Source organism: Sphingorhabdus rigui (assembly GCF_014196595.1).
Classification (GTDB): domain Bacteria; phylum Pseudomonadota; class Alphaproteobacteria; order Sphingomonadales; family Sphingomonadaceae; genus Sphingorhabdus_B; species Sphingorhabdus_B rigui.
In genome coordinates, this window is the sequence record NZ_JACIEA010000004.1 from 63,485 (window position 1) to 90,413 (window position 26,929).

Sequence of the window (26,929 nt, forward strand, 5' to 3'; positions counted from 1 at the left end):
GCCTTGTCGCTGTGCGCAAAGAGGCGTATTGTGGCGGCATTGGAGATTTGAAATGCAACGCAGCGCGCTTGGATTCATAAGTCTATTTTTAAGCACATCGGCAATCGCGCAGGAGCTGCCTCAGGTGACGCCGGATACTGCATCGGATGTTGCCGCCATCACCGAAGAGTTCGGCATTGACCGTAGCAACCGGATGACGGTGCAGGTGCGTGTGAACGGCAGCGACGCCGTCCCCTTCATCGTCGATACCGGCGCAGAACGGACCGTCATTGCCAATGACCTCGCGCGCAAACTGGCGTTGGAGGCAGGCCCCACCCTCACGCTCGCGACGATATCGGGACGGTATCAGGTCAACAGCTTCTTCATCGACAGCATTTCCACGGCGTCCGTTAACCTGCAGGGCGTTGAGGCACCTGGTCTGGAACGCGCAAACCTTGGCGCATATGGGCTGTTGGGTATCGACAGTCTGGAGGATAATCGGGTGCATCTCGATTTCGTACAGCAGACAATGGATGTGCTGCCGTCGCGCAAAACGCGCGGCAAGACAAAGCTCGAAAATGGCATGATTGTCGTGCAGGCGCGGCGCAAAGCGGGCCGAATGATATTATCGAGCGCGCGGATTGATGGCATTAAGGTCGACATCATTCTGGATACCGGCGCGCAAAGCAGCATGGCGAATGTCGCCCTTCGCGATAAGCTGCGCCGGCGACATCGCGTCTTTGACTTCATTCCGGTGAAGATGCGCAGTGTAACAGGGACGATCCTGAACGGTGACTATACCCAAATTCGCGAAATTGAGGTCGGCGGGCTGATCATTAAAGATATGCCGATGACCTTCGCCGACAATTACGCGTTCACGGCGCTTAACCTTCAGGATCGGCCAGCGATCCTGCTCGGCATGGACGCGCTGAAACTGTTTGACCGCGTGCTGATTGATTTCAGCAACCGGCGTGTGGGTTTCGATCCGCCGAAGGGCGTTTCGCTGGAGCCACGAACGCGAGTGGCTCTCGCATTATAGGAATACAGCCCACAACGGCTTGCGCCACAGATGGACAATCCGCATAGCCGCAGACGATGTCGTATGCTTTTGAATTTGGGGGTCAGTCATTTGAGGTTGCCGGAGAGGCCGCCTTATATTGGCCTGCCCAAAATGCGCTGCTGGTATCCGATCTGCATTTGGAAAAAGCCAGCGCTTATGCCTTAAATGGCCAGATGCTGCCGCCTTATGACAGCATCGCAACGCTTGAGGACATTGCGGCGCTCTGCACCAAATATAGGCCAGCCAAAATCATATCCTTGGGCGATAATTTCCACGACGATGATGGAGAGGCGCGTCTGGCAGAATCAGCGGCGGCATTGTTGGTCGACTTGGCCTGCGATACCGAATGGCTCTGGATCACAGGGAACCACGACCGCGCGGTTTCGGGTATCTGGGGCGGCAAAACGCACGACGAAATATGCCTGTCAGGCATCACATTTCGGCACGAAGCGCAACGCGGTGATCCCAATCCCGAAATTTCAGGGCATTTCCATCCCAAATTCCGTCAGGTCTTGCGTGGCCGCATGGTGACGCGGCGGTGCTTTGTCAAAACTGCGCGCAAAATCATCATGCCCGCATTTGGCGCGCTCACCGGCGGACTGGATGTGCAGGACAGCGCGATTATGCGCGCCTGCGACGTGGCGGATGGCGAGACAGTGGAAGCCTTGGTCGCGACCAAGGCGGGCTATGCGCGCTTTGCCTTAAACGGGGCTGCTGCGCGCGCCAAATAAGGCTGTGCCAACGCGGACATAGGTCGCGCCCATCATGATCGCGGTGTCGAAATCTTCAGACATGCCCATGCTCAGTTGCGGCAAATTATGAAGCGCCGCCAATTCGGCCAGCAATGCAAAAAATGGCGCGGCCTCAATCGACGCTGGCGGTATGCACATCAGCCCCGCCAATGGAACGCCGCTGTCCTTTGCGGCCGCAATCAATGCGGGCAATTCCGAAACCGCGCAGCCACCCTTTTGCTCTTCAGCGCCGATGTTCACTTGAATGAAGCACGGGATATAACGCGCCTGCTTTTCCATCGCCTTGCCAAGCGCCATAACCAGCGAAAGCCGGTCAACCGAATGGATCATATCGAACAAGGCGACCGCTTCGTCGGCCTTGTTGGATTGAAGCTGCCCGATCAGATGCAATTGCACGCCGGGGTGGCGCTGCTTCAACGCGGGCCATTTGGTAGCCGCTTCCTGAACGCGGTTTTCACCGAAGAGCATTTGGCCTTCGTGAATGAGCGGCTCAATATCCTCTGCGGCGCGGGTTTTCGACACGGCAATCAGATGGATGTCTTCGGGCGCACGCCGCGCCATCTTGGCGGCGGCCGCCATGCGTTCACGGATTGCGGCCAAAGGGCCGGTGGATGTTTCTGGTGTCGCTTCCTGCATACCGCGACGCTATAGGCAGAACTATGCCGCGAAGCCACCCCCTGCCGAAGATCTGGCTGATGACCGACGAACGTCTGGGGGATGATCTGTTGCCCGCCATTCAACGGCTGCCCGCACGATCGGGCGTCATCTTCCGGCATTATCATTTGGACGTGCCGGCACGAAAATTTCTGTTCGGGCAGGTCATGCGCATGTGCCGGCGGCGCGGGCATGTTCTGCTGCTGGCGGGGGACGAGCGGACGGCGATGCGCTGGCGCGCCGATGGGTTTCACCAAAGAAGCCCTCGTGCGTCGCGATTGCTGCACAGCGCGCCAGTCCATGATGCGCGTGAAATTGCAGGCGTAAAGGCAGCGCACCCAGACCTGTTGTTCCTATCGCCTATTTTCGTCACCAACAGTCACCCCGGCGCACGACCGCTTGGGCCATTAGCCTTTAACCGGCTCGCAAAGCTGGTGTCATCGAGCCGCATCATCGCCCTGGGCGGCATGAACCGCCGAAACGCACAGATGCTTTCCCCGCGGTTTATCCACGGTTGGGCGGCGATTGATGCTTTTAAGAAAAGGACCGCTTAGAAGCGGATTTTGGTTCCGACATAGACAGCTTCGCTGTCCTTGCGGTTGTCAGCCAGCGGAATGACGCGGTCATTTTCGCTGGCGTAACGAACACCTGCGGTCACGTCGATTTTACGGCTGATTGAAAAGCTTCCGCCCACATCAAGCTTGTAATCGCCCGACGCCGAGCTGCCGCGTGCTGGCGGTGCCAATTCGCGGCTCTGGTCCAATTTGATATTGGTGCTGAACTTGCTCGGTTTGCGTGCGGTTTCATCCAGCGAGAAGCTGCTTTTTCCAAGTTCGCTCAAGGGTGCCTTGACTGCGCGACGTTGTGCGGCAGGCAATGCAAAACCTTGCCAGCCCTTTGATGCCGTCAAACGATAGTCCACCGCCGAAAGACGAAGGCCCTTGCCCGCACCGACTTCACTGGATGCCAGCGCATTGCGAATGGAAACGGCACCAGCGGTCAAACGCGAATTTGCGCGCGCTGCGACGGTAATGGTACGGCTGTCACCGACATTTGCGGGCGTAAATGGGAAACGCGCATTGGGTTCAATGCGGGCCGCCGAGAATTTCTGTGCCAAAACACTGTCACCACCCGCAGGCGTGAACATCGAAATCCAGCTTGGTCCAGCCGACGGCTCTTCAGACAAAGTCTTTGCAGCAAAAGCAGGAACAACAAGAGGCGACACCGCGAGCGAAACCGTTGCTAGCAATGCTGCCGCAATCGTCGCGTATTTCCGCTTATATGCCCGCTTCACGTCCATGATACTCGTTCACCGACTCTCCTGTCTCCGAACGGTATACGCCTGCTTTTGGGGATTCAAAAGGGGCCTATCCATTTTATCGTTCGAATAACGTGATTTTTGATCAAATGTTGCATGATGTCCACAATCACTTAGCTGGCACATAGCTGGCCGAAGATGAGCGCAGCATTAATTGCGCGCCGTTCAGCAGCCAGAAAGCTTGCTCCGGACAGCAAGCCGCTATAGAGGTTTCAGATATTCATAGTTCAAGGACATTTTATGCGCACCAACCGCTTGGCACTCATTATTGCGACCGGCAGCCTGTTAAGCTTGGGGCTGCTGTCCGGCTGTGGCGGAAGGGAGCGTCCAAAGGCGGATCTCGCGGCCAGCCAGGTCACCACAATCGGCGTAAACAGCTATCTGTGGCGCGCATCGCTTGATGCCTTGTCCTTCATGCCGTTGCTGCAAACCGACTCGTCGGGCGGTGTCATTGTTACGGACTGGTATGTGAACCCGCAAAGCCCTGGCGAGCGCGTTAAGCTGACCATTTCAATCCTTGATCAGGATTTGCGTGCCGACGCATTGCGCGTCGCCGGCAGCCGCGAAGTTTTGCAAAATGGCCAGTGGGTCGCAGCGCCGCTGCGTGCCGCAACCGTTCAAAAGCTTGAGGCGGTCATTCTTACCAAGGCGCGTGACCTTCGCCGGTCTTCAATCACCGGATAATTGTTATGACGAATGTTGAGCGTTTTAACCCGCACGTCGCCGACGCGCGGTGGCAAAAGATTTGGGAAGAACGCAGCAGCTTTGTTGCGGACGATAACTCGACAAAGCCACGTGCCTATGTCCTGGAAATGTTTCCCTATCCATCGGGCCGTATCCATATTGGCCATGTGCGTAACTACACCATGGGTGACGTGTTAGCGCGGTATAAGCGCATGACCGGACATGAAGTGCTGCACCCCATGGGCTGGGACGCCTTTGGCATGCCTGCGGAAAATGCGGCGATGGAGAAAAAGGTCCACCCCGGCAGTTGGACACGCGACAATATTGCGAACATGAAAGCGCAGCTGAAGCGGCTTGGCTTTGCAATTGATTGGACCCGCGAACTTGCGACCTGTGAACCTGAATATTACGGGCATGAACAGGCATTGTTCCTGAAGCTGTATGCCGCTGGCCTCGTCTACCGCAAAGAGTCCGCCGTGAACTGGGACCCTGTCGACATGACGGTGCTTGCCAATGAGCAAGTAATCGACGGCAAGGGTTGGCGATCAGGTGCACCTGTTGAGCGCCGCAAGCTGAGCCAGTGGTTTTTGAAAATTACCGACTTTGCAGAAGAATTGCTCGTTGGCCTCGGGTCGCTTGACCAATGGCCCGACAAGGTGCGGTTGATGCAGGAAAACTGGATTGGCAAATCGCAGGGCCTGAAATGCCGGTTCCGCTTTCCGGGCGGTGACGACGGCATTGATGTGTTTACCACGCGCCCCGATACCATGTTCGGCGCAAGCTTCATTGCCATTGCCGCAGACCATCCAGTTGCGCAAAAGCTGGCAGCCAACGCGCCTGATTTGCAGGATTTTATCGCGGAATGCCGCAAAGGCGGGACGACAGCGGCCGATATTGAAACCGCTGAAAAGCTTGGCTTCAATACGGGCCTGACCGTTGAGCACCCGCTGGATCCAAGCTGGCATTTGCCCGTTTATGTCGCCAATTTTGTATTGATGGATTACGGCACGGGTGCGGTCTTTGGCTGCCCAGCACATGACCAACGCGACCTTGATTTCGCGCGCAAATATCATTTGCCCGTTACCCGCGTCGTGGCCGATGGCGATTTGACCGACAGCCATTTTGAAGGAAATGTCGCCTACACCAACCCCGGCCTCATCGTGAATTCGCACTGGATGAACGGTATGACCGTCGATCAAGCGAAAGCGGATGTGATCGCAAAGGCCGAGAAAGAAGGCTGGGGCCAAGGCCAAACGCAATATCGCCTGCGCGACTGGGGCGTTTCGCGCCAGCGTTATTGGGGCACGCCAATCCCGATCATCCATTGTCCGGCATGTGGCGCAGTCCCCGTGCCGTATGACCAGTTGCCTGTAAAATTGCCCGAAGACGTCAGCTTTGACATCCCCGGCAACCCGCTGGATCGTCACCCGACTTGGAGCAAGGTCGACTGCCCCAAATGCCATCAAGAGGCGCGCCGCGAGACCGATACGCTTGATACGTTTGTCGACTCAAGCTGGTACTTCATCCGCTTTGCAAGCCAGCCGCATGACAAGCCCTTTGACCGTGCGGCTGCCGAAAAATGGCTGCCGGTTGATCAATATATTGGCGGTGTCGAACACGCGATTTTGCATTTGCTCTACGCCCGTTTCTGGACGCGTGCGCTCAGTCATATCGGCATGATCGATGTGAAAGAGCCGTTCGCGTCTTTGTTTACGCAAGGCATGGTGACGCACCAAACCTATCAGGATGCCAATGGAACATGGCTGAGCCCTGATCAGGTGCGGCGTGAAGGCGACATCTGGACCATCATCGATAGCGGTGCCCCTGCGGTCGCAGGTCGTATCGAAAAGATGTCGAAATCCAAAAAGAATGTCGTCGATCCCGATGATATTGTCGACCAATATGGTGCCGATGCCGTGCGCTGGTTCATGCTGTCCGACAGCCCGCCCGAACGCGATCTGGAATGGTCCGAAGCGGGGATTGAGGGTTGCTGGCGCTTTGTGCAGCGCCTGTGGCGTCTGACAAGTCAGGTCAGCGGCGCTGAAGGTGTCGACAAGGCGCTGGACCGCAAAACGCACCAGATCATTGCCGGCGTCGGCACAGACATCGAAGCGCTCGCGTTCAACAAGGCGGTGGCAAAAATCTACGACCTTGCCAATGCCATTGAAAAGGCTGCGCCTTCGGCAAGCCGCGATACAGCGATCCGTACGATCGTCACATTGTCCGCGCCAATGGTTCCGCATTTGGCCGAAGAAGCATGGACGCAGCTTGGCGCGGCATCTGGCGGCGGCCTTATCGCCGACGCACCTTGGCCGCAGGTCAACCCTGACCTGCTGGTGGAAGACGAAGTGACCATTGCCATTCAGGTGAAGGGCAAGCTGCGCGATACGCTGACCGTTGCCAAGGGACTGCCTCAGACCGAAGTGGAGGCGCTTGCGCTTGCCAGCCAAAAAGTTCAGCATGCCATTGACGGTGCCGATATCCGGAAAATCATCGTCGTGCCCGATAGGTTGGTCAACATCGTCCTATGAACCGTTTCATCGCCCCCATCTTGCTTGCTTTGATGCTGCCCGCATGCGGATTGCAGCCTTTATACAGCGGTGGATCAAAGGGCGCGGTGGCAACGACGCTGGGTTCGGTATCGATCGCTCCGATCGAAGGCAAAAATGGTTGGTTGATGCGTAATGCATTAACGGACCGACTGAGCGCTCAAGACAGCAACGCCGCCCAATTCCGCTTGGTCGTCACACTTGATGACCGGATTGAAGGCTTTGGCGTGCGTGCCGACGATACGGTCACGCGTGAACGGCGCACATTGCGCGCACGCTATCAACTGATCTCGGTCGCTACCGGTGAAACCGTGCTTGATGCAACCGCGGGATCTGACGCGGGTATCGATGTCGCCGGTTCGGAATATGCCACCATCGCTGGCGAAAACAGCGCGCTGGAAAATCTGACGCAGAAGGTTGCGGATCAGATTGTCACCCGGCTTTCGATCTACGCCCGCGGCGAATGAGCAACGCCAAAGAACGCAGCTTTATTAGTGCCATCGGCACACGTCCCGAGATCCGGCTGTTTTTCATTTTCGGGCAGGATGAATCGGCCGCCGCTGATATCGCGTCCCAGATGTCCGCCGCGCTGACGGGTTCGGAACGGATCGATATCGACAGCGATCGTATTCGCAATGACCCCGCGCTTCTGGCGGACGAGGCGTCGGCGCTTTCGCTATTTGGCGACAAGCGGCACATCCGCCTGAACTTCCGCCGGGAAGAAGGTGTTGCCGCCGTCGAAAATCTGCTCACCCTTGAAGGCGACGCCAATCCGGTCATCGCGACCGCAGGCAACCTGACTAAGGCCAGCAAGTTGCGCAAGCTTGTCGAAGCCCACCCGCGCGCGATGGTGCATATTTGTTACATGCCAGAGGAAGGCGATGCTGCAGCCGCCGTAATGGCGTACGCAGCCACGATGGGGTTGAAGATTGACCGGCCGCTGGCCGCGCGGATTGCGCGCTACACGGGTCAGGACCGGAAACTGGCGCAAGCTGAAATCGAAAAGCTGTCCTTATATTATGATTCATCGCCGCAACGCCCCGCGACGGTTGAGGTCCCCATATTCGAAGCCTTGTCCGCAGAAACGGGCGAGGAAAATATCAATGGCCTCATCCATCAGGTCATGGGCGGCGATTTGCGCGGGACGGGGCGCGAACTTGTCGCCGCGCGCGACATGGGGGTGGATGCCATCCGCATCATCCGTGCGATGCAGCGGCGGGTGACATTGCTCGCGGCTATGCGCGCAAAGGTCGACAATGGCTCGAACCCCGGCGCCGTTGTAAAAGCGACCCGTTCGATATTCTGGAAAGACGCAGACAGCTACGCGCAACAACTTGCGCGCTGGCCATCGGTGCGGCTTGCGGGGTTGAACAGCCATCTGCTTGAGGTGGAATCCAAGCTTATGCATGTCCGCGATGGACTGGCGGGCACGATCTTGGAAGAAGAGCTTGTCCGCATTGCGCGTGCAGCATCGCGCCGTGGCTGATTACTGATATTGCGCGGTAATGGGAATGCGCGTGCGGAATGTGCCCGACACGTTTCCCCGCACAACCAACGTGCCCCCGAACGAGAATGCCAGCCGCCCTGTCGAATCAAGCCGTGACGCGCCCATCAGGCTAGTGCGTAAGCCAATGATTTCAACAACGCCGCCTGCGGTCGATTTCATGCGCGCGCTTGTGGGCATATCGATACGAACGGCACGTCCAGGCTCGCCGGTAACGACAGCTGATCCGACCAAAGCTGCTCCGCCCAAGTCCACCATGCCGCCACCAACGCGTTTGTTGCCGCTTTGCGGATCCAGTTCGATTTGACCGCCCCCCGAATCCGGCAAGGCTGCGCGGCTAAAGTCCAATTTCGTCGTGATTTCGATGGAAATCGGCACGCTGCGTTCGGTTTCGGTCAATGCAGTTGGCGCGCCGCCGCCTGCGCACAGCAGACAGCTTCCCTCACCCGCCGCAAGCAGCAACGGCAATAGCCCCAACGCCCCCAACGCGCGTAGCTTACGACCAGGTCCTGTCATAGCCTGCATGGCATATGTCAAACATGGTAAAATATCTGTTAAACTGGGCTCTTGAACCCGATGGCAAACAGGCCCACATCCGCATCAACGAAAGGCCGTTTCATGGAAAAAATTATCAAGTCCGAAGCCGAGTGGCGCGCAGAATTGGACCCGGTCCAATATCATGTTCTGCGTGAGGCTGGAACCGAGCGCGCCTTTGCGGGCAAATTGACCGATGAAAAGCGCGAAGGCGAATTCCGCTGCGCCGGATGCGGCACGACCTTATTTGCATCTGACACCAAATTTGACAGTGGTTCGGGTTGGCCAAGCTTTACCGCGCCTGCAGACGGTGAAGCCATTGATGAGCATATCGATGTTTCGCACGGCATGGTCCGCACCGAGGTGCGTTGTGCGGCCTGTGAAGGGCATTTGGGGCATGTATTCCCCGATGGTCCGGGGCCAACAGGCTTACGTTACTGCATCAACAGCGCTGCGCTGACATTCGACCCCGAATAAGAACGCGCTTGTCGGCGAGTCCATGAGCGATTAACACCTTGCGCAATGGCACGCGCGCGCAAGATTTCGAAAGAACGTCGCCCAATGGGAACGTGGATTTTACGTATCATCAAAGCCGGCGTTATCGCGGCGCTACTCGGCGTCATGGTGTTGGGCATTTTTGTCGCCATTGCCCGCGGCGAAATCGACAGCTTTGAAGATTTAAAGGCATCGCCCAACGGCCAGATGATCCGCGTCCGTGCTGCCGATGGCACCGTTATCCAATCACTTGGCCCAAGTTTCGGCCGATGGCTGAGCATTGATCAGCTGCCGTCTGAAATGAAGGGCGCGATGGTCGCAGTGGAAGACCGGCGCTATTATATGCATCCGGGTGTCGATCCTATTGGGATCACGCGGTCATTTTACGCACGTGCCGTTGAGGGGCGCTGGACCCAAGGGGGTTCAACGATCACGCAGCAGCTGGCCCGCAACATTTACCTGAACAGCAACAAGGAATTCGGGCGCAAAATCCGCGAGGTCATCCTTGCGCTGGCGATGGAAACGAAATTCTCGAAGGACCAGATACTCGAATTATATCTGAACAAGGTCTATTTCGGCGGCGGTGCTTATGGTGTTGATGCGGCGAGCCGGAAATTCTTCGACCATGGCGCGGAAGATCTGAGCCTCGCCGAAGCCGCGATCATTGCAGGCCTTGTTAAGGCGCCATCGCATTATTCGCCAACAGCAGATGCACAGGCTGCGATTGACCGCGCCACGGTGGTGGTCGGAGTGATGCAGGATGCCGGAATGATCTCCGCTGCCGAAGCCGCAGAGGTGAAACCAGCGGACGTGAAAATGGCGAAACAGCAACCGCAAGACAGCGTGCGCTATTTCACCGATTGGGTTTTGCCACAGCTGGATGGCCTGATCGACGAGACCGAAAAACCCATTGATGTCTGGACTACGCTTGACCTGCGAATGCAGCGTGCGGCAACGGCGGCGATAGCGGCCAACGCACCGCGCGGCGCGCAAGGTGCGCTGGTGTCGATTGACCGCGATGGCGCAGTTAAAGCGATGGTTGGCGGCACCGATTATGTCACCAGCAATTATAACCGTGCGGTCACAGCGGTCCGGCAACCAGGTTCAGCTTGGAAATTGTTCGTCTACTTGGCCGCGTTGGAAGCCGGGTTCCGTCCCGAAGACATGGTAGAAGATAAACCCGTTGAAATCGAAGGCTGGCAACCCAAAAACAGCAACGGCCAGTACGCCGGTGAAATTTCACTGCGGACGGCGTTTGCCTATTCGAAAAACACTGTCGCGGCGCAATTGGGGCAAGAGGTTGGCACCAGCAGCATAGCCAACATGGCGCGCCGTTTTGGCATAACGACGCCCATCAACACCCAGCCGTCGATGGTGCTTGGGACATCGGAAACCCGCGTTATCGACATGACGCAGGCATTTGCATCCGTGGGTTCCAATGGCCGCAGCATTACCCCTTATGGCATCTCCAAAGTCACCACCATTGATGGCGAGATTTTATATACGGCAAAGCCGGCCAGATCCGTGCAATTGGTGGAGGATTGGGTCGCCGCCGCCATGACGGACCTCATGCAGACCGCGGTTGCAACGGGCACGGGCCGCGCTGCCAATATCGGCCGTCCCGTCGCAGGAAAGACAGGTACCACGAGCAGCAACAAGGACGGCTGGTTCCTTGGCTTTTCCAGTGGTTTGACAACAGGTGTCTGGATGGGCCGCGACGATGCGCGTGCGATCGGCGGATTAGAAGGCGGCCGTGCGCCAGCGCAAGCGTGGGCAGCCTATATGCGGGTTGCGGTATCTGACCGACCCGTTGAAAATTTTGCGACCGAAGTAACCTTCCCCGAACAATTAGAAGGCGAAGATTTTCTGCTTGGCGAAGGGGGCGAGGGACTGCTGCTCGACGAAAATGGCATGCCGATTGAGGGCGACCCTGCGCTTGATGATCCTGGTGCAATGCCAGCGACTGACCCAGAACCTTTGGATGACGCATTTATTGAGCGCGCTATCGGGCGCCGGGAACCCAGATCGTCACGCGACGAAGAGGGCGTTCGCGAACCGCAATAAGGTTCAAATAACCAGGTCCTCCAACATCCGGATAGAGACAATCTCCAGCCCGTGATCATGCCGTTTCACGATGCCTCTGCGTAACAGATGGGCCAGCGCACGGGACGCTGTCTCCCGCGTGGTATTCACGCCTACGGCCATCGCCGACACAACGGGCAAGGGCTTAATCCAACCATCCGAATCGGCCCGCGAGAGCAATGCCTGATAGAAACGCCCGTTCGCCGACAAGCCGATACGGGCAGCCATACGATCCAGCAGCAGGTCAAGCTGACGCGCCATGAATTCTGATATGCCCTGCGCGATACGGGCGTGCGATTGCGCCAGCCCTGAAATAAATGCCGTCTCCATCATCAATACCGACAACGAACCCTCTGCCACGATATCCGCACGATGCCGGACAGGTGTTGGATACGCGCCAAATAATTCGCCGGCGCCATACCCCACCAACCGGGCATATTGCCCGTCGGGACCGTATAAATCGGCCGAAGCAAGGCCATCCAGAACAAGGTAGAGATGCGCCGAAACGTCGCCGCGAAACGCAACAGGGGCACGGTGGGCATATTCCCGATATTGCGCGCCACCCAGAATGAGGTTTGCCTCAAAATCCGGACAGTGGAAACAGGCTGCAATTTGCGCCAGATGTTCCGTCTGTTTCACACAAGGCCCCCAGCTTGCGGCATTAGCCAAGTTAAATCATGCGTAGCTGATTAAGGCAAGCGGCTAAAGCGCGTGCCCCGTGCGGCTCTTTTTCGTTTCGAGATAATGCGCATTATGCGGGTTCGCCGCGATTTTTAGCGGCAGTCGCTCTTCGACAGATATGCCTGCGGACCTCAGGCCTTCAACCTTTTCAGGATTGTTCGTAAGCAACCGAACGTTGGATATGCCAAGCAGTTCAAGCATGCGGGCGGCGACCGAAAAATCGCGCGCATCAATGGCAAAGCCCAATCGGGTATTTGCATCGACGGTATCAAATCCCTGATCCTGAAGCGCATAGGCACGCAGTTTGTTGATCAGGCCAATACCCCGGCCTTCCTGACGCAAGTATAAAAGTATGCCCCAATTGGCGTCGGAGATTTGTTGTAACGCTTCGTGCAATTGAGGGCCGCAATCGCACTTCAGGCTGCCAAGGACATCACCCGTCAGGCACTCGCTGTGCAATCGGACCACGGGCGGCGTGCCATCGCGTTTGCCGATCAACAGCGCGACATGGTCTGACGCGTCCACATCGGTTCGAAATGCAACGATTTCAGCATCGACATTTGCAGCAACCGGCAACCGTGCGCGCGCCGCAATGTGCAACGCCCCGCTATCGTCAAACGCAGCGACATCCTGCGGGGATACGGTCGCCGACGCACTTCCCGAATCCGGCAACACCAAAAAGGCGGGAAGCAACCCAGCAAGCCGCGCAAGCTCAATAGCCGCCGCCGCAGAAGGTCCATCGGCAAGAGCCAATGCTTCAAACGGCCCCTTCATTGGGTAACGCAAATCGAGCGTTGGGTCCGCCACCGCCAGTGCAAGGTTGATATCAAGGTCCGCTGGCGCCTTTATCATAACCGGCAAAGCAGTATCGGCGGCGGCGCGCTGGTTCATGAGTTTCAATGTAGCCGCGCGACTAGCAGAGAGCAGGATCGCGTGCGCACCCAAAACGTCGCGCGCGGTTTCTATCGGCAAAAGACAAAGCTGTTGGCCGAGATGTTCGACATTGATCGCCCAGCCACGACGCAGCGCGTCAATGGCCAGCGCCGCACGGCGGGCATCGCCGTCAATTGCGGGGGCACCGTTCAAAAGGCAAATTCCGTGACGATGGGCGCATGGTCAGATGGCTTGCCCCATCCGCGCACATGCTTGTGCACCACATGCGACTTGGCCTTCTCTTTCAAATCGGGCGTCACCCACATATGGTCAAGACGGCGGCCACGGTCAGATGTCTCCCAATCCTGCGCGCGGTAGCTCCACCATGTGTAAAGCTTCTTCGACGGTTCGACAAAGTGCCGCGCGAGATCGACCCAGTCTGCGGCTTCCTTAATCGCAGCCAGATGTTCGCATTCAATCTTGGTGTGGCTGACGACATTGACGAGCTGTTTATGGCTCCAAACATCATGCTCAAGCGGCGCAACGTTGAAATCACCCGTCAATATGGTCGGGCTGGTGACCGCACGCGACCACTCGGTCATGCGCGAGAGGAACCCAAGCTTTTGTCCGAATTTCGAATTCACTTCGCTGTCGGGAACTTCGCCGCCAGCCGGAATATAGACATTGTCGATCCGGACGCCCTTTGCGGCATCGACATTCAGCTCCGCACCCACATGCCGCGCTTCGCCATTCGCTTGCCAATCTTCAACGCGGCGGTTGATTAAAGGCAGCTTGCTGACAATCGCGACACCATGATGCATGGGCTGACCGTTCAAAACCATATGGCGATAGCCGAGCTGCCGAAACAATCCCTCCGGAAAAAGACTGTCGATGACTTTGGTTTCCTGCAGGCACAGGACGTCGGGCGCTTCTTCTTTCAGATAGCGTTCGACGATGTCGATGCGGGCGCGAACCGAATTGATATTCCACGAGGCGATACGGATGGTCTGAGACATAAGAATATGGCCCTAGATGCCAGAAGCGGCCGGAGCAAGTCGGTGAAGTGAAATCCACGCCAAAAAAGCAAAGCCCTCATCCCGGGGGCATTTGGGATGAGGGCTAAGCTTGCGTTCGTCACGCGGGTATCAGCGACGATGTAACATCGTGGGCAACAGGGGGGAAAACCACACGAATTCTCAATTGCTGACCGTCGATTTATAGGATGACTTTCCTGTCGTTCACATGAACAAATTTGTTCAGATTGGCAGCTTGTCGGTCATCAGCATCGGTTCGTCGACCGATTTTAAGATTTCCGCCTGACAGGCCGTGGGTCTTTCCATGAAAATGCGCCGTCGGCGATTGCGCCATTATAGCTGACGTTGCTGAGTCGGATGCTTGTGCGATTGTTTTTGGAATCAAGCGCAACCCATCCGTTCAGCGTCAACCCACCAGGCGCGCCGGGCTTGTTGACGAATATCATTGTAATGGTGCCATATTCAGGCCGCTTCGGGTCGCGAACTTCCACGCTGATGACATCGTCTGTCGATGTGGGGACCAGTTTGCCAAAGCGCGCCAAATCCTTGCCCGGGTCAAGCAACGCGGCGAGCGGGCTATTACGGATTGGCCAGCGCTGCACTTGTTTGACTTCATAGTCGACCATGGTCAGTGCGCGCCCATCGGCGACAATCAACAACGGCACATCTTTTTGATATTCAAAGCGCACATGGCCGGGGCGCTTGAGCAAAAGCTTGCCCGTTACCGCCCCGCCGTTGCGATCCGTCTGGGTGAAGTTCGCGGTCATTGTGCCCACCGTCTTCATATGCGTGGTCACGCGCGCCATGCGTTCCGCCTGCGATTGCGCGGTCGACGGCGCGGCTGCGATCAAGGCAACGGGCGCGAGCATTAAGGCGTAATTTCGAAAGGTCATTCTGGTTTCCTTGGAAGAGGTTCAATCGCGGCTACGGCAACCGCCTTGAACCCCGTCTTAACGTCTACAGCGGCTCACCGGTCCGGTCACGAAGCACTTCGCGGCGGCCGATATGGTTCGGCGCGGTGATGAAGCCGTCTTCTTCCATGCGATCAATCAACCGGGCTGCGCTGTTATAACCAATCCGCAGCTGACGCTGAATCCAGCTCGTTGATGCCTTCTGGCTTTCAAACACGATCTGGCACGCCTTGCGATATTGCGCATCTTCCTCGCTGTCATCGCCGCCCATTCCGCCAAAGTCAAAGCCGCCATCTTCGGGTTCTTCGGTCACCGCCTGAATATATTCGGGTTGCCCTTGGCCACGCCAATGGTCTGCCACGCGGCGGACTTCATCATCGGAGACAAACGGACCATGGATACGCGTCAGCCCGCGGCCGCCCGCCATATACAACATGTCGCCCTTACCCAGAAGCTGTTCCGCACCCTGTTCGCCCAAGATGGTACGGCTATCAATTTTCGAGGTCACATGGAAAGAAATGCGCGTCGGCAAGTTCGCCTTGATAACGCCGGTGATAACATCAACCGATGGCCGCTGCGTCGCCATGATGAGGTGAATACCCGCGGCACGTGCCTTTTGCGCGAGGCGTTGAATAAGGAATTCGACTTCCTTACCCGCTGTCATCATAAGGTCGGCCAGCTCGTCCACGATGATGACGATCTGCGGCATTGGCTCATAGGCCAAGCTTTCTTCCTCATATTGCGGCTGGCCGGTCATCGGGTCATACCCAATCTGCACCTTACGGCCCAATGGCGCACCCTTTGCCTTTGCGCCGCGTACTTTTTCGTTGAAGTTTGCAAGGTTGCGCACGCCCAGCGATGACATCATCCGGTAGCGTTCTTCCATCTGCTCAACCGCCCATTTGAGCGCGCGAATGGCTTTGGCAGGCTCCGTTACAACAGGGGACAACAGATGCGGAATATCGTCATAGCTGCTCAATTCAAGCATCTTGGGATCGATCATGATCATCCGGCACTGGTCCGGCGTCAGACGATAGAGCAGCGACAATATCATGCAGTTGAGGCCAACCGATTTACCCGAGCCGGTTGTACCTGCGACCAACAAATGCGGCATCGGGGCGAGATCAGCGATGACGGGATCGCCGGAGATATTCTTACCCAAAATTATCGGCAAAGCGCCCTTTTGATCGGCAAAGGCGTCTGATCCGACCATTTCCTGAAACACCACAGCCTCGCGATGGGCGTTGGGCAGTTCAATACCCATGACGGTGCGGCCCGGTATCGTCGAAACACGCGCGGACAAAGCGGACATGTTGCGCGCAATATCTTCTGCCAGCTGGATCACCCGGCTGGATTTGATGCCCGCCGCAGGTTCCAACTCGTACATCGTGACCACGGGTCCCGGACGCACCGCAACAATCTGTCCTTTGACGTGAAAGTCATCCAGCACCGATTCCAACAAGCGCGCATTTGCTTCCAGCGCCGTCTTGTCGAGCTTTGGCACTGAAATGGCGGGCGGCGGATCCAGCAGGTCAAGCGATGGTAAAACAAAGCTGCCAAAGAAGTCACCCTGCCGCGCGCCGGTTGAGAACGCCGCTTTTTTCGGCGCCAGCGTGCGGTCTTCAATCACGGGGGGCTTGCGTAATTCGGGCTCGACAGCCTTACGCGGCGGCTTTGGCTCGATAATTTGGGCAACATCCGAATCGTCTGCGTCAAAGGCACCCAGATCGTTTTTCAGGCCTGAAAATTTAGGCATGGCCAACGAAGGAATACGGAACAGCGGGCGCTCAAGCTCAAGCGCGCGAACAACCAACGCCACGCCACCACTTAAGCTGCCCAAAATGAGCAGAACACGTAATATTGTGCCGAATACGCCGTGGATTTGACCAACAAGAGCGACGGCGGCATTTGCCAGCAGCAAATTAATCGCGCCGCCCCATCCAGCGGGCAAGCCAATGTCGCTACCGTGCTGCCAATAGGCCATGCCAAACCCGATCAGCAGCATGCCGACAATGCATAATGTAAGCTGCCGTTTCCACTGCGGCTGCGGGACGGCCCGCCACAAGCGTCGTGCAAACACCAGCATCAACGGGAACAGGAAAATGGCCGGAACGCCAAATAGAAACAGGACGATGTCGGACACATAGGCGCCGCTTTGGCCCATCCAGTTGTGCTGCACATCTGCAGCCGCGCTATTGAACGCCGCATCGCCAGCCGAATAGCTAAGCACCGCAAAGCCATAAAACACCGCAAACAGGCCAAGCACAGCCGCGCCAAACAAGGTGCTGCTACGGATCAGCGACGCGCGCATCATATTCCGCCAATTGGCCATGTTCGTTTTTGAGGTAAATTTAGAAATGCGCGAGGCCATGATTATATTGCCATATATGGGTAGCCGCCAACGGCCGAACGTCCCCTTTTCGCTGTCGCTGGACTCGCCGTCAAGTATTACAGGTTGAAGATTGCTGCCAATGCGGATGGCCTACGGTCAAAATCATCCTTTGAGTCCGCCCATCTGTTGCGGCATAGGGGCAATATGAATCACAAAGCAGACGTCATCATTATCGGCGGCGGGCTCATCGGGCTTACGCAAGCACTGGCATTGGCTGCACATGGCATCACCAGCCATGTCATCGACCGCGCCGATCAGGCGAGCATGCTGCAAGCAGGCTTTGACGGCCGCACTTTTGCCATATCGAGCTCGAGCTATAAACTGTTCGAAGCCATTGGATTGGGCGACGCATTGGCGGGAAAAGGCTGCCCGATTGAAAAGATTTGGGTGAGCGATAGCCTGAAGCCCGGATCGCTGGATTTCGCACCAGCCGAAGATGACGGCTTCTTGGGCCAAATGTTTGAAAGCCGCTTCTTGCGCGGCGTGTTGTACAATGCGGCGCTGGAAAGCGATGCGATCCAATTGCACATGCCCGCCAACATCACCCACAAATCACAGGATTCAGGGCGCGCCTCCGTGCATCTGGATGATGGCAAAGTTTTGACCGCTGATCTGATGATTGTCGCCGAAGGGCGGCAAAGCCAGACGCGCGAGGAAATGGGAATCAATATTGCGCACTGGCAATATGACCATAGCGCCATGGTCGGTGCGATCTTCCACGAACACTCCCACAACAACATCGCTTACGAGATTTTTTATCCGTCAGGCCCATTTGCCGTCTTGCCCATGTTGGATGCGGACGACGGGCGGCACCGTTCAGCGATCGTTTGGTCGGTCGATGCCGCAGATGCGCCGGGATATATGAAGTTATCGCCGCGTGGATATGCCGCGGAGCTGGAAAAGGCGATGGGCGGCATATTGGGACAAGTTGAGATCGCCGCGCCTTTGTCGTCGTACAAGCTTGGGTTCCACCATGCGGCCAACATCACGGCTGAACGGCTGGTACTGATTGGCGACAGCGCGCATGGCATTCACCCCATCGCGGGTCAGGGGTTGAACCTTGGCCTGCGCGACGTTGCGGCATTGACCGAAGTATTGGTCGACGGGATGCGGCTGGGTCTGGATTTTGGCGATGCGCAATTGCTCGATCGCTATAGCCGGTGGCGCAGCATTGATACGTTGCTGATCGCGGTATCGACCGATGGCTTGAACCGCCTTTTTTCCATTCCCGGCAAAACCGCGTCGGCGGTCCGGCGTTTCGGAATGGCAATGGTGCAACGCGCTGCCCCGGCCAAGGCATTTTTCATGGCCGAAGCGCGGGGCGAAAGTGGCGCGCTGCCCAAATTGCTTCAGGGTGTTGCCGTTTAAATCCGCATTATCCCTGGGTAACAGGTACCAGTCGGATTTCGACACGGCGGTTCGCCGCGCGACCGGCTTCGTCCAGATTGCTCGCCTTTGGCTGGCTCTCACCATAACCACGCGTTGCAAGACGCGCGGACTGAACGCCACGCGAGGTCAGATAGCTGGCAACCGCCGACGCACGGCGTTCCGATAACGACTGGTTATAGGCATCCGACCCGGTGGAATCGGTGTGGCCCATGACGTCGATATAGGTTTTTTCATATTGCGTCAGCGTGGATGCGACCTGATCCAGCGTATTGCGGAAACCCGCATCGATATTCGCGCTATCAACACCAAAGGTGACTTCTGACGGCATATCGAGAACGAGATTGTCGCCATCGCGAATAACATTAACCCCTGTGCCCGCCGTTTGCTGACGCAGCTTTCTTTCTTGTTCGTCCATATAATAGCCAACACCCGCACCGGCCAATGCGCCAATACCTGCGCCGACAATCTTTTCCGTGCGATCACGACGGCCGCCAATAAGGTCGCCAAGCAAATATCCACCCAATGCACCGCCAACACCGCCAAGTGCCGCCTTCGAAATCGTGCGCTGGCCGGTTTCCGGGTCGGTCACACATGCCGATAGCGGCAGCATAGCGGCCATAAGCGACAGCGTTATCAATTGATTCTTCTTCATCATTTTCCCTTTCAGCTAGGATGCCCCATTTGGGACGCCCATGATGAACCTGCGATTATCGTTGGCCGGGTTGCATCTTCTGACGATAACACAGTTTGCGGCATTTTGTTGCCAAAGCGCTGGCGTTGGCACTATGGGAATCTGGTCCCTATGGAACCTCTTCATCCTTTCCCGTGGTTTGATGCCGCAACGATATTGGCTCTCATTGCCCTGAACGGTGTGTTTGCCATGTCTGAACTTGCCATCGTTTCAGCGCGCACAGCGAAACTAAAGGCTATGGCAGAAGACGGAAAACGCGGTGCGGCGGCCGCCCTTCGGTTGGGACGAGACCCGGGCAAGTTTCTGTCCACCGTACAGATCGGCATCACACTCATTGGTATTATTGCCGGTGCGTATTCGGGGTCTACGCTGGGCGGGCCAGTGGCAGAGCGCATCGCTCTTTTGGGCATGGGCAAGGAATGGGCCGAAACTTTGGGGTTCGGGCTTGTCATCAGCATCACGACTTACGCATCCTTGGTGGTCGGCGAACTGGTCCCCAAGCAATTTGCGCTCATTGCGCCCGAAAGAATCGCCGTCACCATGGCGGGGCCAATGGAGATGCTGGCACGCGTGACCGCGCCGATTGTCTGGACCCTTGATAAATCCAGCGCGACCATATTCCGTGCACTTGGGCTGCGCCGCGATACCCGTGACGCACTGAGTGCCGAGGAATTGCGTATGGTGTTCGCCGAGGCGACCCATGCAGGCATCATTGAAGAGCATGAACATAAGGTCATTGCCGGCGTTGTGCGGCTGGCCGACCGTCCGGTGCGTGAGGTCATGACGCCACGGACCGACGTCGACCGTATTGCAGCGGACGCTTCTGAAGATGATGTCCGCGATTCGCTGTTAAATTCGCTGCACACGCGGCTGCCCGTCACAGGCGAAGACGGTGACGATATCATTGGCGTTGTCCAATCACGCGATATCGTTGCTGCGCAGATTCGCGGGGAAAGCCTGGATATCCGCAGCCTGATGCGTCGCGCCGAAATCATCCCTGATCAACTTGATGCCATGGACGCACTCGAAATCCTGCGTTCGTCCGATGTGCCGATGCTGCTGGTCCATGATGAATATGGCCATTTTGAAGGAATCGTAACGCCGAACGACCTTTTGGCAGCGATTGCGGGTGAATTTGCATCGGATCAGGCGCAAGGTAGCGCGCCGAACATCATCACATTGGACGACGGCTCCATGCTCGTGTCGGGCGCAATGTCCGCCGACGCAATGGCAGACGCGCTGTCGATTGATCTGCCCGAAGACCGCGATTACGCGACCGCTGCCGGCCATGTCCTACACATCTTGCGGCACTTACCCGAAGAGGGCGAATCCTTCCGCGACCAAGGCTGGCATTTTGAAGTTGTGGATATGGATGGCCGCAAAATCGACAAGCTGCGCGTCCGACTTGCAGAAAAAGCAACTCGAACGGACGCAGTTGAGGGCTTGTGATTGCACAAACGCTTGGTTAGGGCGTTTGGCAGATATGGAATTACACGTCACGACGACAGCAGGATATTGATATGGCCGATTTCTTCCTCCCAAAGAACAGCAAGGTCCAAAAGGGCACTGTTCACGCCGCGAAAACCGACGGGAAAGTCAAGAAATTCAAGGTATATCGTTACGATCCCGATAGCGGCGAAAACCCACGTTACGACACCTTTGAAGTCGACACCGAATCCTGCGGCCCAATGGTCCTCGACGCGCTGATCAAGATGAAGGGCGAACAGGATTCGTCGCTGACATTCCGCCGTTCATGCCGCGAAGGCATTTGTGGTTCATGTTCGATGAACATCGACGGCAAAAATGGCCTCGCGTGCACCACGGCAATCGAAGATTGCAAAAGCGAAGTCACACTGACTCCGCTGCCGCATATGGAAGTTATCAAGGATCTCGTTCCTGACTTCACCCATTTTTATGCGCAATATGCGTCGATCAAGCCATGGCTGCAGACAGTTACACCTGAACCATCGGGCAAGGAGCGCCTTCAGTCGCCTGAAGACCGCGCAAAGCTGGATGGTCTGTATGAGTGCATCTTGTGCGCATGTTGCTCGACAAGCTGCCCGTCTTATTGGTGGAACAGCGACAAGTTTTTGGGCCCAGCCATCTTGCTTCAGGCCTATCGCTGGTTGGCCGATAGCCGTGACGAAATGACCGGTGAGCGTTTGGATGAGCTGGAAGATCCGTTCCGTCTGTATCGCTGCCACACGATCATGAACTGCGCGAACGCATGCCCCAAGGGTCTGAACCCTGCAAAGGCCATTGCTGAAACCAAGAAGATGGTTGCCGAACGCCACCTTTAATTTACGGGACGGCAGTTGGACACACCCGCTTTTGATAGCAGTCCGGATCCGGACAATCCCGGTTGGCTAAACTGGCAGATGACCGACGCCACGCGCTATAATGGCACGGTCCTCGGCAAAATGCTGGTGCGCAGTGAAGGCCATCATAAAGCACGCCTGCGCATGTTTCCCGAACACCGGCACAGCAACTTGCGCGACGCGGTGCATGGCGGCGTCACGCTCGGTTTTATCGACGTGGCCATGTTTGGCGCATCGCGGATGTTTGGCCTGATTGAGGCGGGCGCTGCCGTTACGCTTGACCTATCGGTGCAGTTCATTGGCGCTGGCGTGATCGGCGAGCCACTTGAGGCAGAGGTCGAACTTTTAAAAGAAACGGGTCGCCTGCTGTTCATGCGCGGCATTGTCTCGCAAGGCGAGTCCCGCGTCGCAGCGTTTTCAGGGACGATCCGAAAACCCAGTCAGAAATGATGCCCGCCTCGGTCACGGATAAGCACGCAGCCCTTGTCAGTGCAAGCGAACTGAAGCCTGATGCTGATCAAGCCAAAGCCGTTTTGGCGCTGGCGAAAGTGCAAGCAGAGCTTGAGGCTGTGCCACCCCGCGGAAGCACAATGTGGCGTTTCTTGGGGCGCAAGCCAGACCCGGCGCGCGGATTATATTTATGGGGCGGCGTCGGGCGCGGGAAATCCATGCTCATGGACCTGTTTTTCGAGAGCGTGCAGATCAAGCGGAAACGTCGTGCGCATTTCCACGAGTTCATGCTGGATATCCACGCGCGGCTAAAGGTTGAGCGCGCAAAAGAAAAAGGCGATCCTATTCCGCCCGTGGTCGCGGCACTGGCGGATGAAGCGCGGTTGCTGTGCTTTGACGAAATGGTCGTCAACAACATGGCCGATGCAGCAATTATGTCGCGGCTTTTCGCGGGATTGATTGCCGCAGGCGTCACGGTGGTCACAACATCAAACCGGCACCCCGATGACCTGTATAAGGACGGCCTCAACCGCCAGCTGTTTTTGCCGTTCATCGCGTTGATCAAAGACAGCCTTGATATTTTTGCGCTCGATGGCCCGACAGACTATCGGCGCGACCGTTTGGGCAATGCCAAAACCTGGCTCGTACCCAATGGCGCCGAAGCGACGGCCGCGCTTTCGGAAACATTCTTCCGCATGACGGATTACCCGCCCGAGGACCGCGCACATGTTCCCACGTTAGAACTGGACGTGGGCGGTGGTCGGACGCTGCATGTGCCAAAGGCGCTAAAGGGCGTCGCCGTTTTCTCGTTCAAGCGTCTGTGCGCTGAGGCACGCGGTGCCTCTGACTATCTGGCGATCGCGCGGCGATTCCATACGGTGCTGATGGTGGGCATTCCCGTGCTTGGGCCGCACAACCGCAATGAAGCGGCGCGATTTGTGACGTTGATTGATGCGTTGTACGAATACCGCGTAAAGCTGCTTGCAAGCGCCGATGCTTTGCCCGATGCTCTATACACGCAGGGCGATGGACGTTTCGAATTTGAACGCACGGTGTCTCGATTGCTGGAGATGCAGTCAGAAGAATATCTAGCACTGGGTCACGGTGCCGACGAATAGGAGAGTATTTATGCGCGTGAAAACCTTGTTGATTTCGACAGCTTTGTTGGGCGCGGTGCCTGCGATGGCTGCAACACCGGCAACTGTGAAAGTATCAGCTGAGCGCCAGAAGGCGACGCATGATATGTTCGAGCACGTGGTCAATATCCCTACGGTCTTTGGTCGGGGTAAAGTTCCTGAAATGGCGAACTATCTTGCCGACCAATATAAGGCCGCCGGTTTTCCTGCTGAAGATGTTGAAGTTGTTTCCTATGACAGCACTGACCCTATTGCCAAGGTAACAGAGAAAACGGCTGCACTTATCGTTCGTTGGCGCGCGCCGGGCAAAGCCAAGGCGAAGCCGATCATGTTAATGGGCCATATGGACGTCGTCGAGGCGAAGCGCGAAGATTCAACGACCGATCCCTTCGTTCTGACGCAGAAGGATGGTTATTATTATGGTCGCGGCACCATCGATATGAAGGATGGCATCGTTGCCATTACGCAGGCGCTGATTGACCTGAAAGCATCTGGTTTCAAGCCAACCCGCGATATCGTCGTCTTCTTTACAGGGGACGAAGAAACCAATGGCATCGGCGCCGATAAAGGCGCGTCCGAATGGAAAGACAAATTGAACGTCGAATATGGCCTGAACGCAGATGGCGGCGGCGGCGGATTTTTTCCGGACGGGCGGAGTGCCGGCTTTCTGATGCAGACGGCTGAAAAAACCTTTGCCGGTTACACGCTGACTGTGCGCAATCGTGGCGGTCATTCATCCAAGCCACGCAAAGATAATGCGATCTACACTCTGGCACATGCCGTGGAGAAAATTGAAGCGCACCGGTTTGAACCAATGCTCAGCGAAACAACGCGCGCATATTTTACCGAACGACAGAAACAGGAAAAGGGTGCGTTGGGCGATGCCATGCGTGCTTGGTTGGCAAACCCCAATGATGGCGCCGCCGCAGACATCATTGAGGCTGACGAGGCCGAGGTTGGCCTGACCCGCACACGCTGCGTTCCAACACGGCTTTTTGCCGGTCACGCTGACAATGCCCTGCCGCAATTGGCGACCGCGATGATTAACTGCCGTATTTTTCCCGGCGTTGATCCAAACGACGTGCAAAAGAACCTGGCGGCGATCGTCGCGGATCCAGAGGTCATCGTGTCTCGTAACGACGATTATGTTGCGTCACTGTCTTCGCCATTACGGCCAGACGTCGTGAATGCGTTTACCAAAGCCATCCGCACGTTGCATCCCGGTGCACCGATTTCGCCCGAGATGTCGACCGGGGCGAGCGATGCACGTCCATTCCGCATCGCAGGCATCCCGATTTACGGTGTAAATGGTGGATGGGTCGTGGTTCCCGTCGATTTCAGAGCGCATGGCAAGGACGAGCGTCTTCCGGTGCAAGCCCTTCATGATAACGTGGTTCACTGGAAGTTGATGCTCACCGAACTCGCTGGAAAATAAACGCTATCGCTATTGCGAACTGTTATCATAAAAAGCCTGAACTTTGGACCTTTATTGGGTTGTTATCCACAGCGATTCGGCGTAACGACGCCGCAATTCCGCTAAAAAGCCCTAAGGGAAGGACAGTTTTGTATGGCTCGCAAAAAAATTGCGCTTATTGGCGCCGGTAATATCGGCGGCACGCTTGCTCACCTCGCAGCATTGAAAGGCCTCGGCGACATCGTCTTGTTCGACGTTGTTGAAGGCGTTCCCCAGGGCAAGGCGCTTGACCTGTCGCAATGCGGTCCGGTCGAAGGCTTTGATGCCAAGATTACGGGCACCAATGATTATGCCGACATTGCTGGCGCCGACGTGATCATCGTCACCGCCGGTGTTGCGCGGAAGCCCGGCATGAGCCGCGATGATTTGCTTGGCATCAACCTGAAGGTCATGAAGGCCGTGGGCGAAGGCATTGCCGCGAACGCGCCAAACGCATTCGTCATCTGCATCACCAACCCGCTCGACGCGATGGTATGGGCGCTGCGCGAATTCTCCGGTCTACCGCACCACATGGTTGTCGGCATGGCAGGCGTTCTCGATTCCGCACGTTTCAGCCACTTCCTTGCGGACGAATTCAATGTGTCGGTCAAAGACGTCACCAGCTTCGTGCTTGGCGGTCATGGCGACACGATGGTGCCCGTCATTCAATATTCGACCGTATCGGGCATTCCGGTTCCAGACCTTATCAAAATGGGCTTTTCGACTCAGGAGCGCATTGACGCAATCGTGCAGCGCACGCGCAGCGGCGGCGGCGAGATCGTTGGTCTGCTTAAAACCGGCTCTGCGTTCTATGCGCCGGCAACCAGCGGCATTGCGATGGCCGAAGCTTATTTGAACGACCAAAAGCGCGTTCTTCCAGCTGCTGTGCATCTGACCGGCCAATATGGCGTCGACAATCTATATGTCGGCGTACCCGTCGTCATTGGTGCTGGCGGCGTTGAAAAGGTCGTCGAAATCGCGCTTGATGACGAAGCCAAGGGTAACCTTGCGGTCAGCGTCGATGCGGTCAAAGAACTGCTTGTCGCATGTAAGGCAATTGATTCCTCGCTGAACTAAGCGAACCCCCGAATTTAGGAGACGTATGTGAGCATCCTTATCAACAAAAACACCAAGGTCATCACGCAGGGTATGACGGGTGCCACTGGCACATTCCATACCGAGCAGGCGCTTGCTTATGGCACGCAGATGGTTGGCGGTGTTACCCCCGGCAAGGGCGGAACAACGCACATCGGCCTGCCGATGTTTGACACGGTGCTTGAGGCCAAGCAAACAACCGGTGCCGATGCGTCGGTTGTGTATGTGCCGCCACCCTTTGCGGCTGACTCAATCCTTGAAGCCATTGACGCGGAAATTCCGTTGATCGTTTGCATCACCGAAGGCATTCCTGTGCTCGACATGGTGAAGGTAAAGCGCGCATTGTCGGGTTCGAAATCGCGCCTGATTGGCCCGAACTGCCCTGGCGTTCTGACACCCAATGAATGTAAAATCGGCATCATGCCCGGCAGCATTTTCTCCGCGGGCTCGGTCGGCGTCGTCTCACGGTCAGGCACGCTCACTTATGAAGCCGTGTTCCAGACCACAGCAGAAGGCCTTGGCCAGACCACTGCGGTTGGCATTGGCGGCGACCCCGTCAACGGCACCAACTTCATCGATTGCCTTGAGCTGTTCCTTGCCGATGATGCGACCAAGTCGATCATCATGATCGGTGAAATCGGCGGCAGCGCAGAAGAAGAAGCTGCGCAGTTCTTGATCGACGAAGCCAAGAAGGGCCGCAAAAAGCCGATGGCCGGCTTCATCGCCGGACGCACTGCACCTCCCGGACGCCGCATGGGCCATGCTGGCGCCATCGTATCGGGCGGCAAGGGCGACGCAGAAAGCAAGATCGCAGCAATGGAAGCAGCCGGCATCCGCGTATCGCCGTCACCATCATTGCTCGGCAAGACATTGGTCGAAGTGCTGAAGGGTTGAG

The 26,929-nt window shown here is 56.8% G+C and carries 26 protein-coding genes; 17 read left to right on the plus strand and 9 right to left on the minus strand.

Annotated elements, in window-relative coordinates; translation table 11 throughout:
- The first annotated feature begins 124 nt into the window (after positions 1 to 124).
- Positions 125 to 1,018 carry a retroviral-like aspartic protease family protein gene (locus GGR91_RS11315; protein WP_183942330.1) on the plus strand — a complete coding sequence of 298 codons (894 nt, stop codon included), beginning with the start codon at positions 125 to 127 and terminating at the stop codon, positions 1,016 to 1,018.
- A 56-nt stretch (positions 1,019 to 1,074) separates the two neighbouring features.
- Positions 1,075 to 1,770: a ligase-associated DNA damage response endonuclease PdeM gene (gene pdeM, locus GGR91_RS11320; RefSeq protein WP_183942331.1), complete on the plus strand. Its 696-nt coding sequence runs from the start codon at positions 1,075 to 1,077 to the stop codon at positions 1,768 to 1,770.
- Here pdeM and GGR91_RS11325 read toward each other — a convergent pair.
- The gene (locus GGR91_RS11325; RefSeq protein WP_183942332.1) at positions 1,741 to 2,427 is read right to left on the minus strand and encodes a YggS family pyridoxal phosphate-dependent enzyme; all 687 of its coding nucleotides are present in this window, start codon (positions 2,425 to 2,427) and stop codon (positions 1,741 to 1,743) included. The genes pdeM and GGR91_RS11325 overlap by 30 nt on opposite strands.
- A gap of 59 nt (positions 2,428 to 2,486) precedes the next feature.
- Between GGR91_RS11325 and GGR91_RS11330 the strand changes: the two genes are divergently transcribed.
- On the plus strand, positions 2,487 to 2,999 hold the full coding sequence (locus GGR91_RS11330) for a thiamine phosphate synthase (RefSeq protein WP_246337197.1): 513 nt from the start codon (positions 2,487 to 2,489) through the stop codon (positions 2,997 to 2,999).
- Here the strand turns inward: GGR91_RS11330 and GGR91_RS11335 are convergent.
- Entirely contained in the window at positions 2,996 to 3,745 is a 750-nt protein-coding gene (locus tag GGR91_RS11335) for a hypothetical protein (protein WP_183942334.1), read from the minus strand. The genes GGR91_RS11330 and GGR91_RS11335 overlap by 4 nt on opposite strands.
- Before the next feature lie 258 nt (positions 3,746 to 4,003).
- On the opposite strand from GGR91_RS11335, the gene GGR91_RS11340 reads away from it, so the two are divergent.
- The 4 genes from GGR91_RS11340 to holA are packed head-to-tail and all read left to right on the plus strand — an operon-like array spanning position 4,004 to position 8,482.
- The gene (locus GGR91_RS11340; protein WP_183942335.1) at positions 4,004 to 4,447 is read left to right on the plus strand and encodes a DUF3576 domain-containing protein; all 444 of its coding nucleotides are present in this window, start codon (positions 4,004 to 4,006) and stop codon (positions 4,445 to 4,447) included.
- 5 nt (positions 4,448 to 4,452) lie between these two features.
- A complete protein-coding gene (gene leuS, locus GGR91_RS11345) occupies positions 4,453 to 6,978 on the plus strand; it encodes a leucine--tRNA ligase (protein WP_183942336.1) in 2,526 nt (841 codons plus the stop codon).
- Positions 6,975 to 7,463 (plus strand): LPS assembly lipoprotein LptE, encoded by a 489-nt coding sequence (lptE, locus tag GGR91_RS11350; protein ID WP_183942337.1) that lies wholly within the window; start codon positions 6,975 to 6,977, stop codon positions 7,461 to 7,463. Before leuS ends, lptE begins: the two co-directional genes overlap by 4 nt.
- Complete coding sequence (gene holA, locus GGR91_RS11355; protein WP_183942338.1) at positions 7,460 to 8,482, plus strand: DNA polymerase III subunit delta; 1,023 nt, start codon at positions 7,460 to 7,462, stop codon at positions 8,480 to 8,482. Before lptE ends, holA begins: the two co-directional genes overlap by 4 nt.
- Here the strand turns inward: holA and GGR91_RS11360 are convergent, their stop codons facing one another.
- The gene (locus GGR91_RS11360) at positions 8,483 to 9,016 is read right to left on the minus strand and encodes a DUF4402 domain-containing protein (RefSeq protein ID WP_183942339.1); all 534 of its coding nucleotides are present in this window, start codon (positions 9,014 to 9,016) and stop codon (positions 8,483 to 8,485) included.
- 102 nt (positions 9,017 to 9,118) lie between these two features.
- Between GGR91_RS11360 and msrB the strand changes: the two genes are divergently transcribed.
- On the plus strand, positions 9,119 to 9,511 hold the full coding sequence (gene msrB / locus GGR91_RS11365) for a peptide-methionine (R)-S-oxide reductase MsrB (RefSeq protein ID WP_183942340.1): 393 nt from the start codon (positions 9,119 to 9,121) through the stop codon (positions 9,509 to 9,511).
- A gap of 45 nt (positions 9,512 to 9,556) precedes the next feature.
- A complete protein-coding gene (locus GGR91_RS11370; protein ID WP_183942341.1) occupies positions 9,557 to 11,593 on the plus strand; it encodes a transglycosylase domain-containing protein in 2,037 nt (678 codons plus the stop codon).
- Positions 11,594 to 11,596: 3 nt separating this feature from the next.
- Here the strand turns inward: GGR91_RS11370 and GGR91_RS11375 are convergent, their stop codons facing one another.
- From GGR91_RS11375 to GGR91_RS11395, 5 genes are all read right to left on the minus strand, one after another.
- A complete protein-coding gene (locus GGR91_RS11375; protein ID WP_183942342.1) occupies positions 11,597 to 12,250 on the minus strand; it encodes a Crp/Fnr family transcriptional regulator in 654 nt (217 codons plus the stop codon).
- 63 nt (positions 12,251 to 12,313) lie between these two features.
- A complete protein-coding gene (ribA, locus tag GGR91_RS11380; RefSeq protein ID WP_183942343.1) occupies positions 12,314 to 13,378 on the minus strand; it encodes a GTP cyclohydrolase II in 1,065 nt (354 codons plus the stop codon).
- Positions 13,375 to 14,181 (minus strand): exodeoxyribonuclease III, encoded by an 807-nt coding sequence (gene xth, locus GGR91_RS11385; RefSeq protein WP_183942344.1) that lies wholly within the window; start codon positions 14,179 to 14,181, stop codon positions 13,375 to 13,377. Before xth ends, ribA begins: the two co-directional genes overlap by 4 nt.
- Positions 14,182 to 14,468: 287 nt before the next feature.
- Complete coding sequence (locus GGR91_RS11390; RefSeq protein ID WP_183942345.1) at positions 14,469 to 15,092, minus strand: LolA family protein; 624 nt, start codon at positions 15,090 to 15,092, stop codon at positions 14,469 to 14,471.
- A 64-nt stretch (positions 15,093 to 15,156) separates the two neighbouring features.
- A complete protein-coding gene (locus GGR91_RS11395; RefSeq protein WP_183942346.1) occupies positions 15,157 to 17,481 on the minus strand; it encodes an FtsK/SpoIIIE family DNA translocase in 2,325 nt (774 codons plus the stop codon).
- 165 nt (positions 17,482 to 17,646) lie between these two features.
- On the opposite strand from GGR91_RS11395, the gene GGR91_RS11400 reads away from it, so the two are divergent.
- A complete protein-coding gene (locus GGR91_RS11400; RefSeq protein ID WP_183942347.1) occupies positions 17,647 to 18,870 on the plus strand; it encodes an FAD-dependent monooxygenase in 1,224 nt (407 codons plus the stop codon).
- Between the two features lie 7 nt (positions 18,871 to 18,877).
- Here the strand turns inward: GGR91_RS11400 and GGR91_RS11405 are convergent, their stop codons facing one another.
- A complete protein-coding gene (locus GGR91_RS11405) occupies positions 18,878 to 19,546 on the minus strand; it encodes an OmpA family protein (RefSeq protein WP_183942348.1) in 669 nt (222 codons plus the stop codon).
- A 147-nt stretch (positions 19,547 to 19,693) separates the two neighbouring features.
- Between GGR91_RS11405 and GGR91_RS11410 the strand changes: the two genes are divergently transcribed.
- The 7 genes from GGR91_RS11410 to sucD all read left to right on the plus strand — a co-directional run bounded on the left by GGR91_RS11410 (position 19,694) and on the right by sucD (position 26,928).
- Positions 19,694 to 21,031 (plus strand): hemolysin family protein, encoded by a 1,338-nt coding sequence (locus GGR91_RS11410; RefSeq protein WP_183942349.1) that lies wholly within the window; start codon positions 19,694 to 19,696, stop codon positions 21,029 to 21,031.
- A 71-nt stretch (positions 21,032 to 21,102) separates the two neighbouring features.
- Entirely contained in the window at positions 21,103 to 21,882 is a 780-nt protein-coding gene (locus GGR91_RS11415) for a succinate dehydrogenase iron-sulfur subunit (RefSeq protein WP_183942350.1), read from the plus strand.
- 15 nt (positions 21,883 to 21,897) lie between these two features.
- Positions 21,898 to 22,350, plus strand: coding sequence for a PaaI family thioesterase (locus tag GGR91_RS11420; RefSeq protein WP_246337198.1), 453 nt, complete (start codon positions 21,898 to 21,900; stop codon positions 22,348 to 22,350).
- Positions 22,347 to 23,468, plus strand: a complete 1,122-nt coding sequence (gene zapE, locus GGR91_RS11425; protein WP_246337199.1) for a cell division protein ZapE — start codon at positions 22,347 to 22,349, stop codon at positions 23,466 to 23,468. Before GGR91_RS11420 ends, zapE begins: the two co-directional genes overlap by 4 nt.
- A gap of 10 nt (positions 23,469 to 23,478) precedes the next feature.
- Positions 23,479 to 24,921, plus strand: a complete 1,443-nt coding sequence (locus GGR91_RS11430) for a M20/M25/M40 family metallo-hydrolase (protein ID WP_183942351.1) — start codon at positions 23,479 to 23,481, stop codon at positions 24,919 to 24,921.
- Between the two features lie 132 nt (positions 24,922 to 25,053).
- Positions 25,054 to 26,016, plus strand: coding sequence for a malate dehydrogenase (gene mdh / locus GGR91_RS11435; protein WP_183942352.1), 963 nt, complete (start codon positions 25,054 to 25,056; stop codon positions 26,014 to 26,016).
- A 27-nt stretch (positions 26,017 to 26,043) separates the two neighbouring features.
- Positions 26,044 to 26,928 (plus strand): succinate--CoA ligase subunit alpha, encoded by an 885-nt coding sequence (gene sucD, locus GGR91_RS11440; RefSeq protein ID WP_183942353.1) that lies wholly within the window; start codon positions 26,044 to 26,046, stop codon positions 26,926 to 26,928.
- Position 26,929 lies beyond the last annotated feature (1 nt).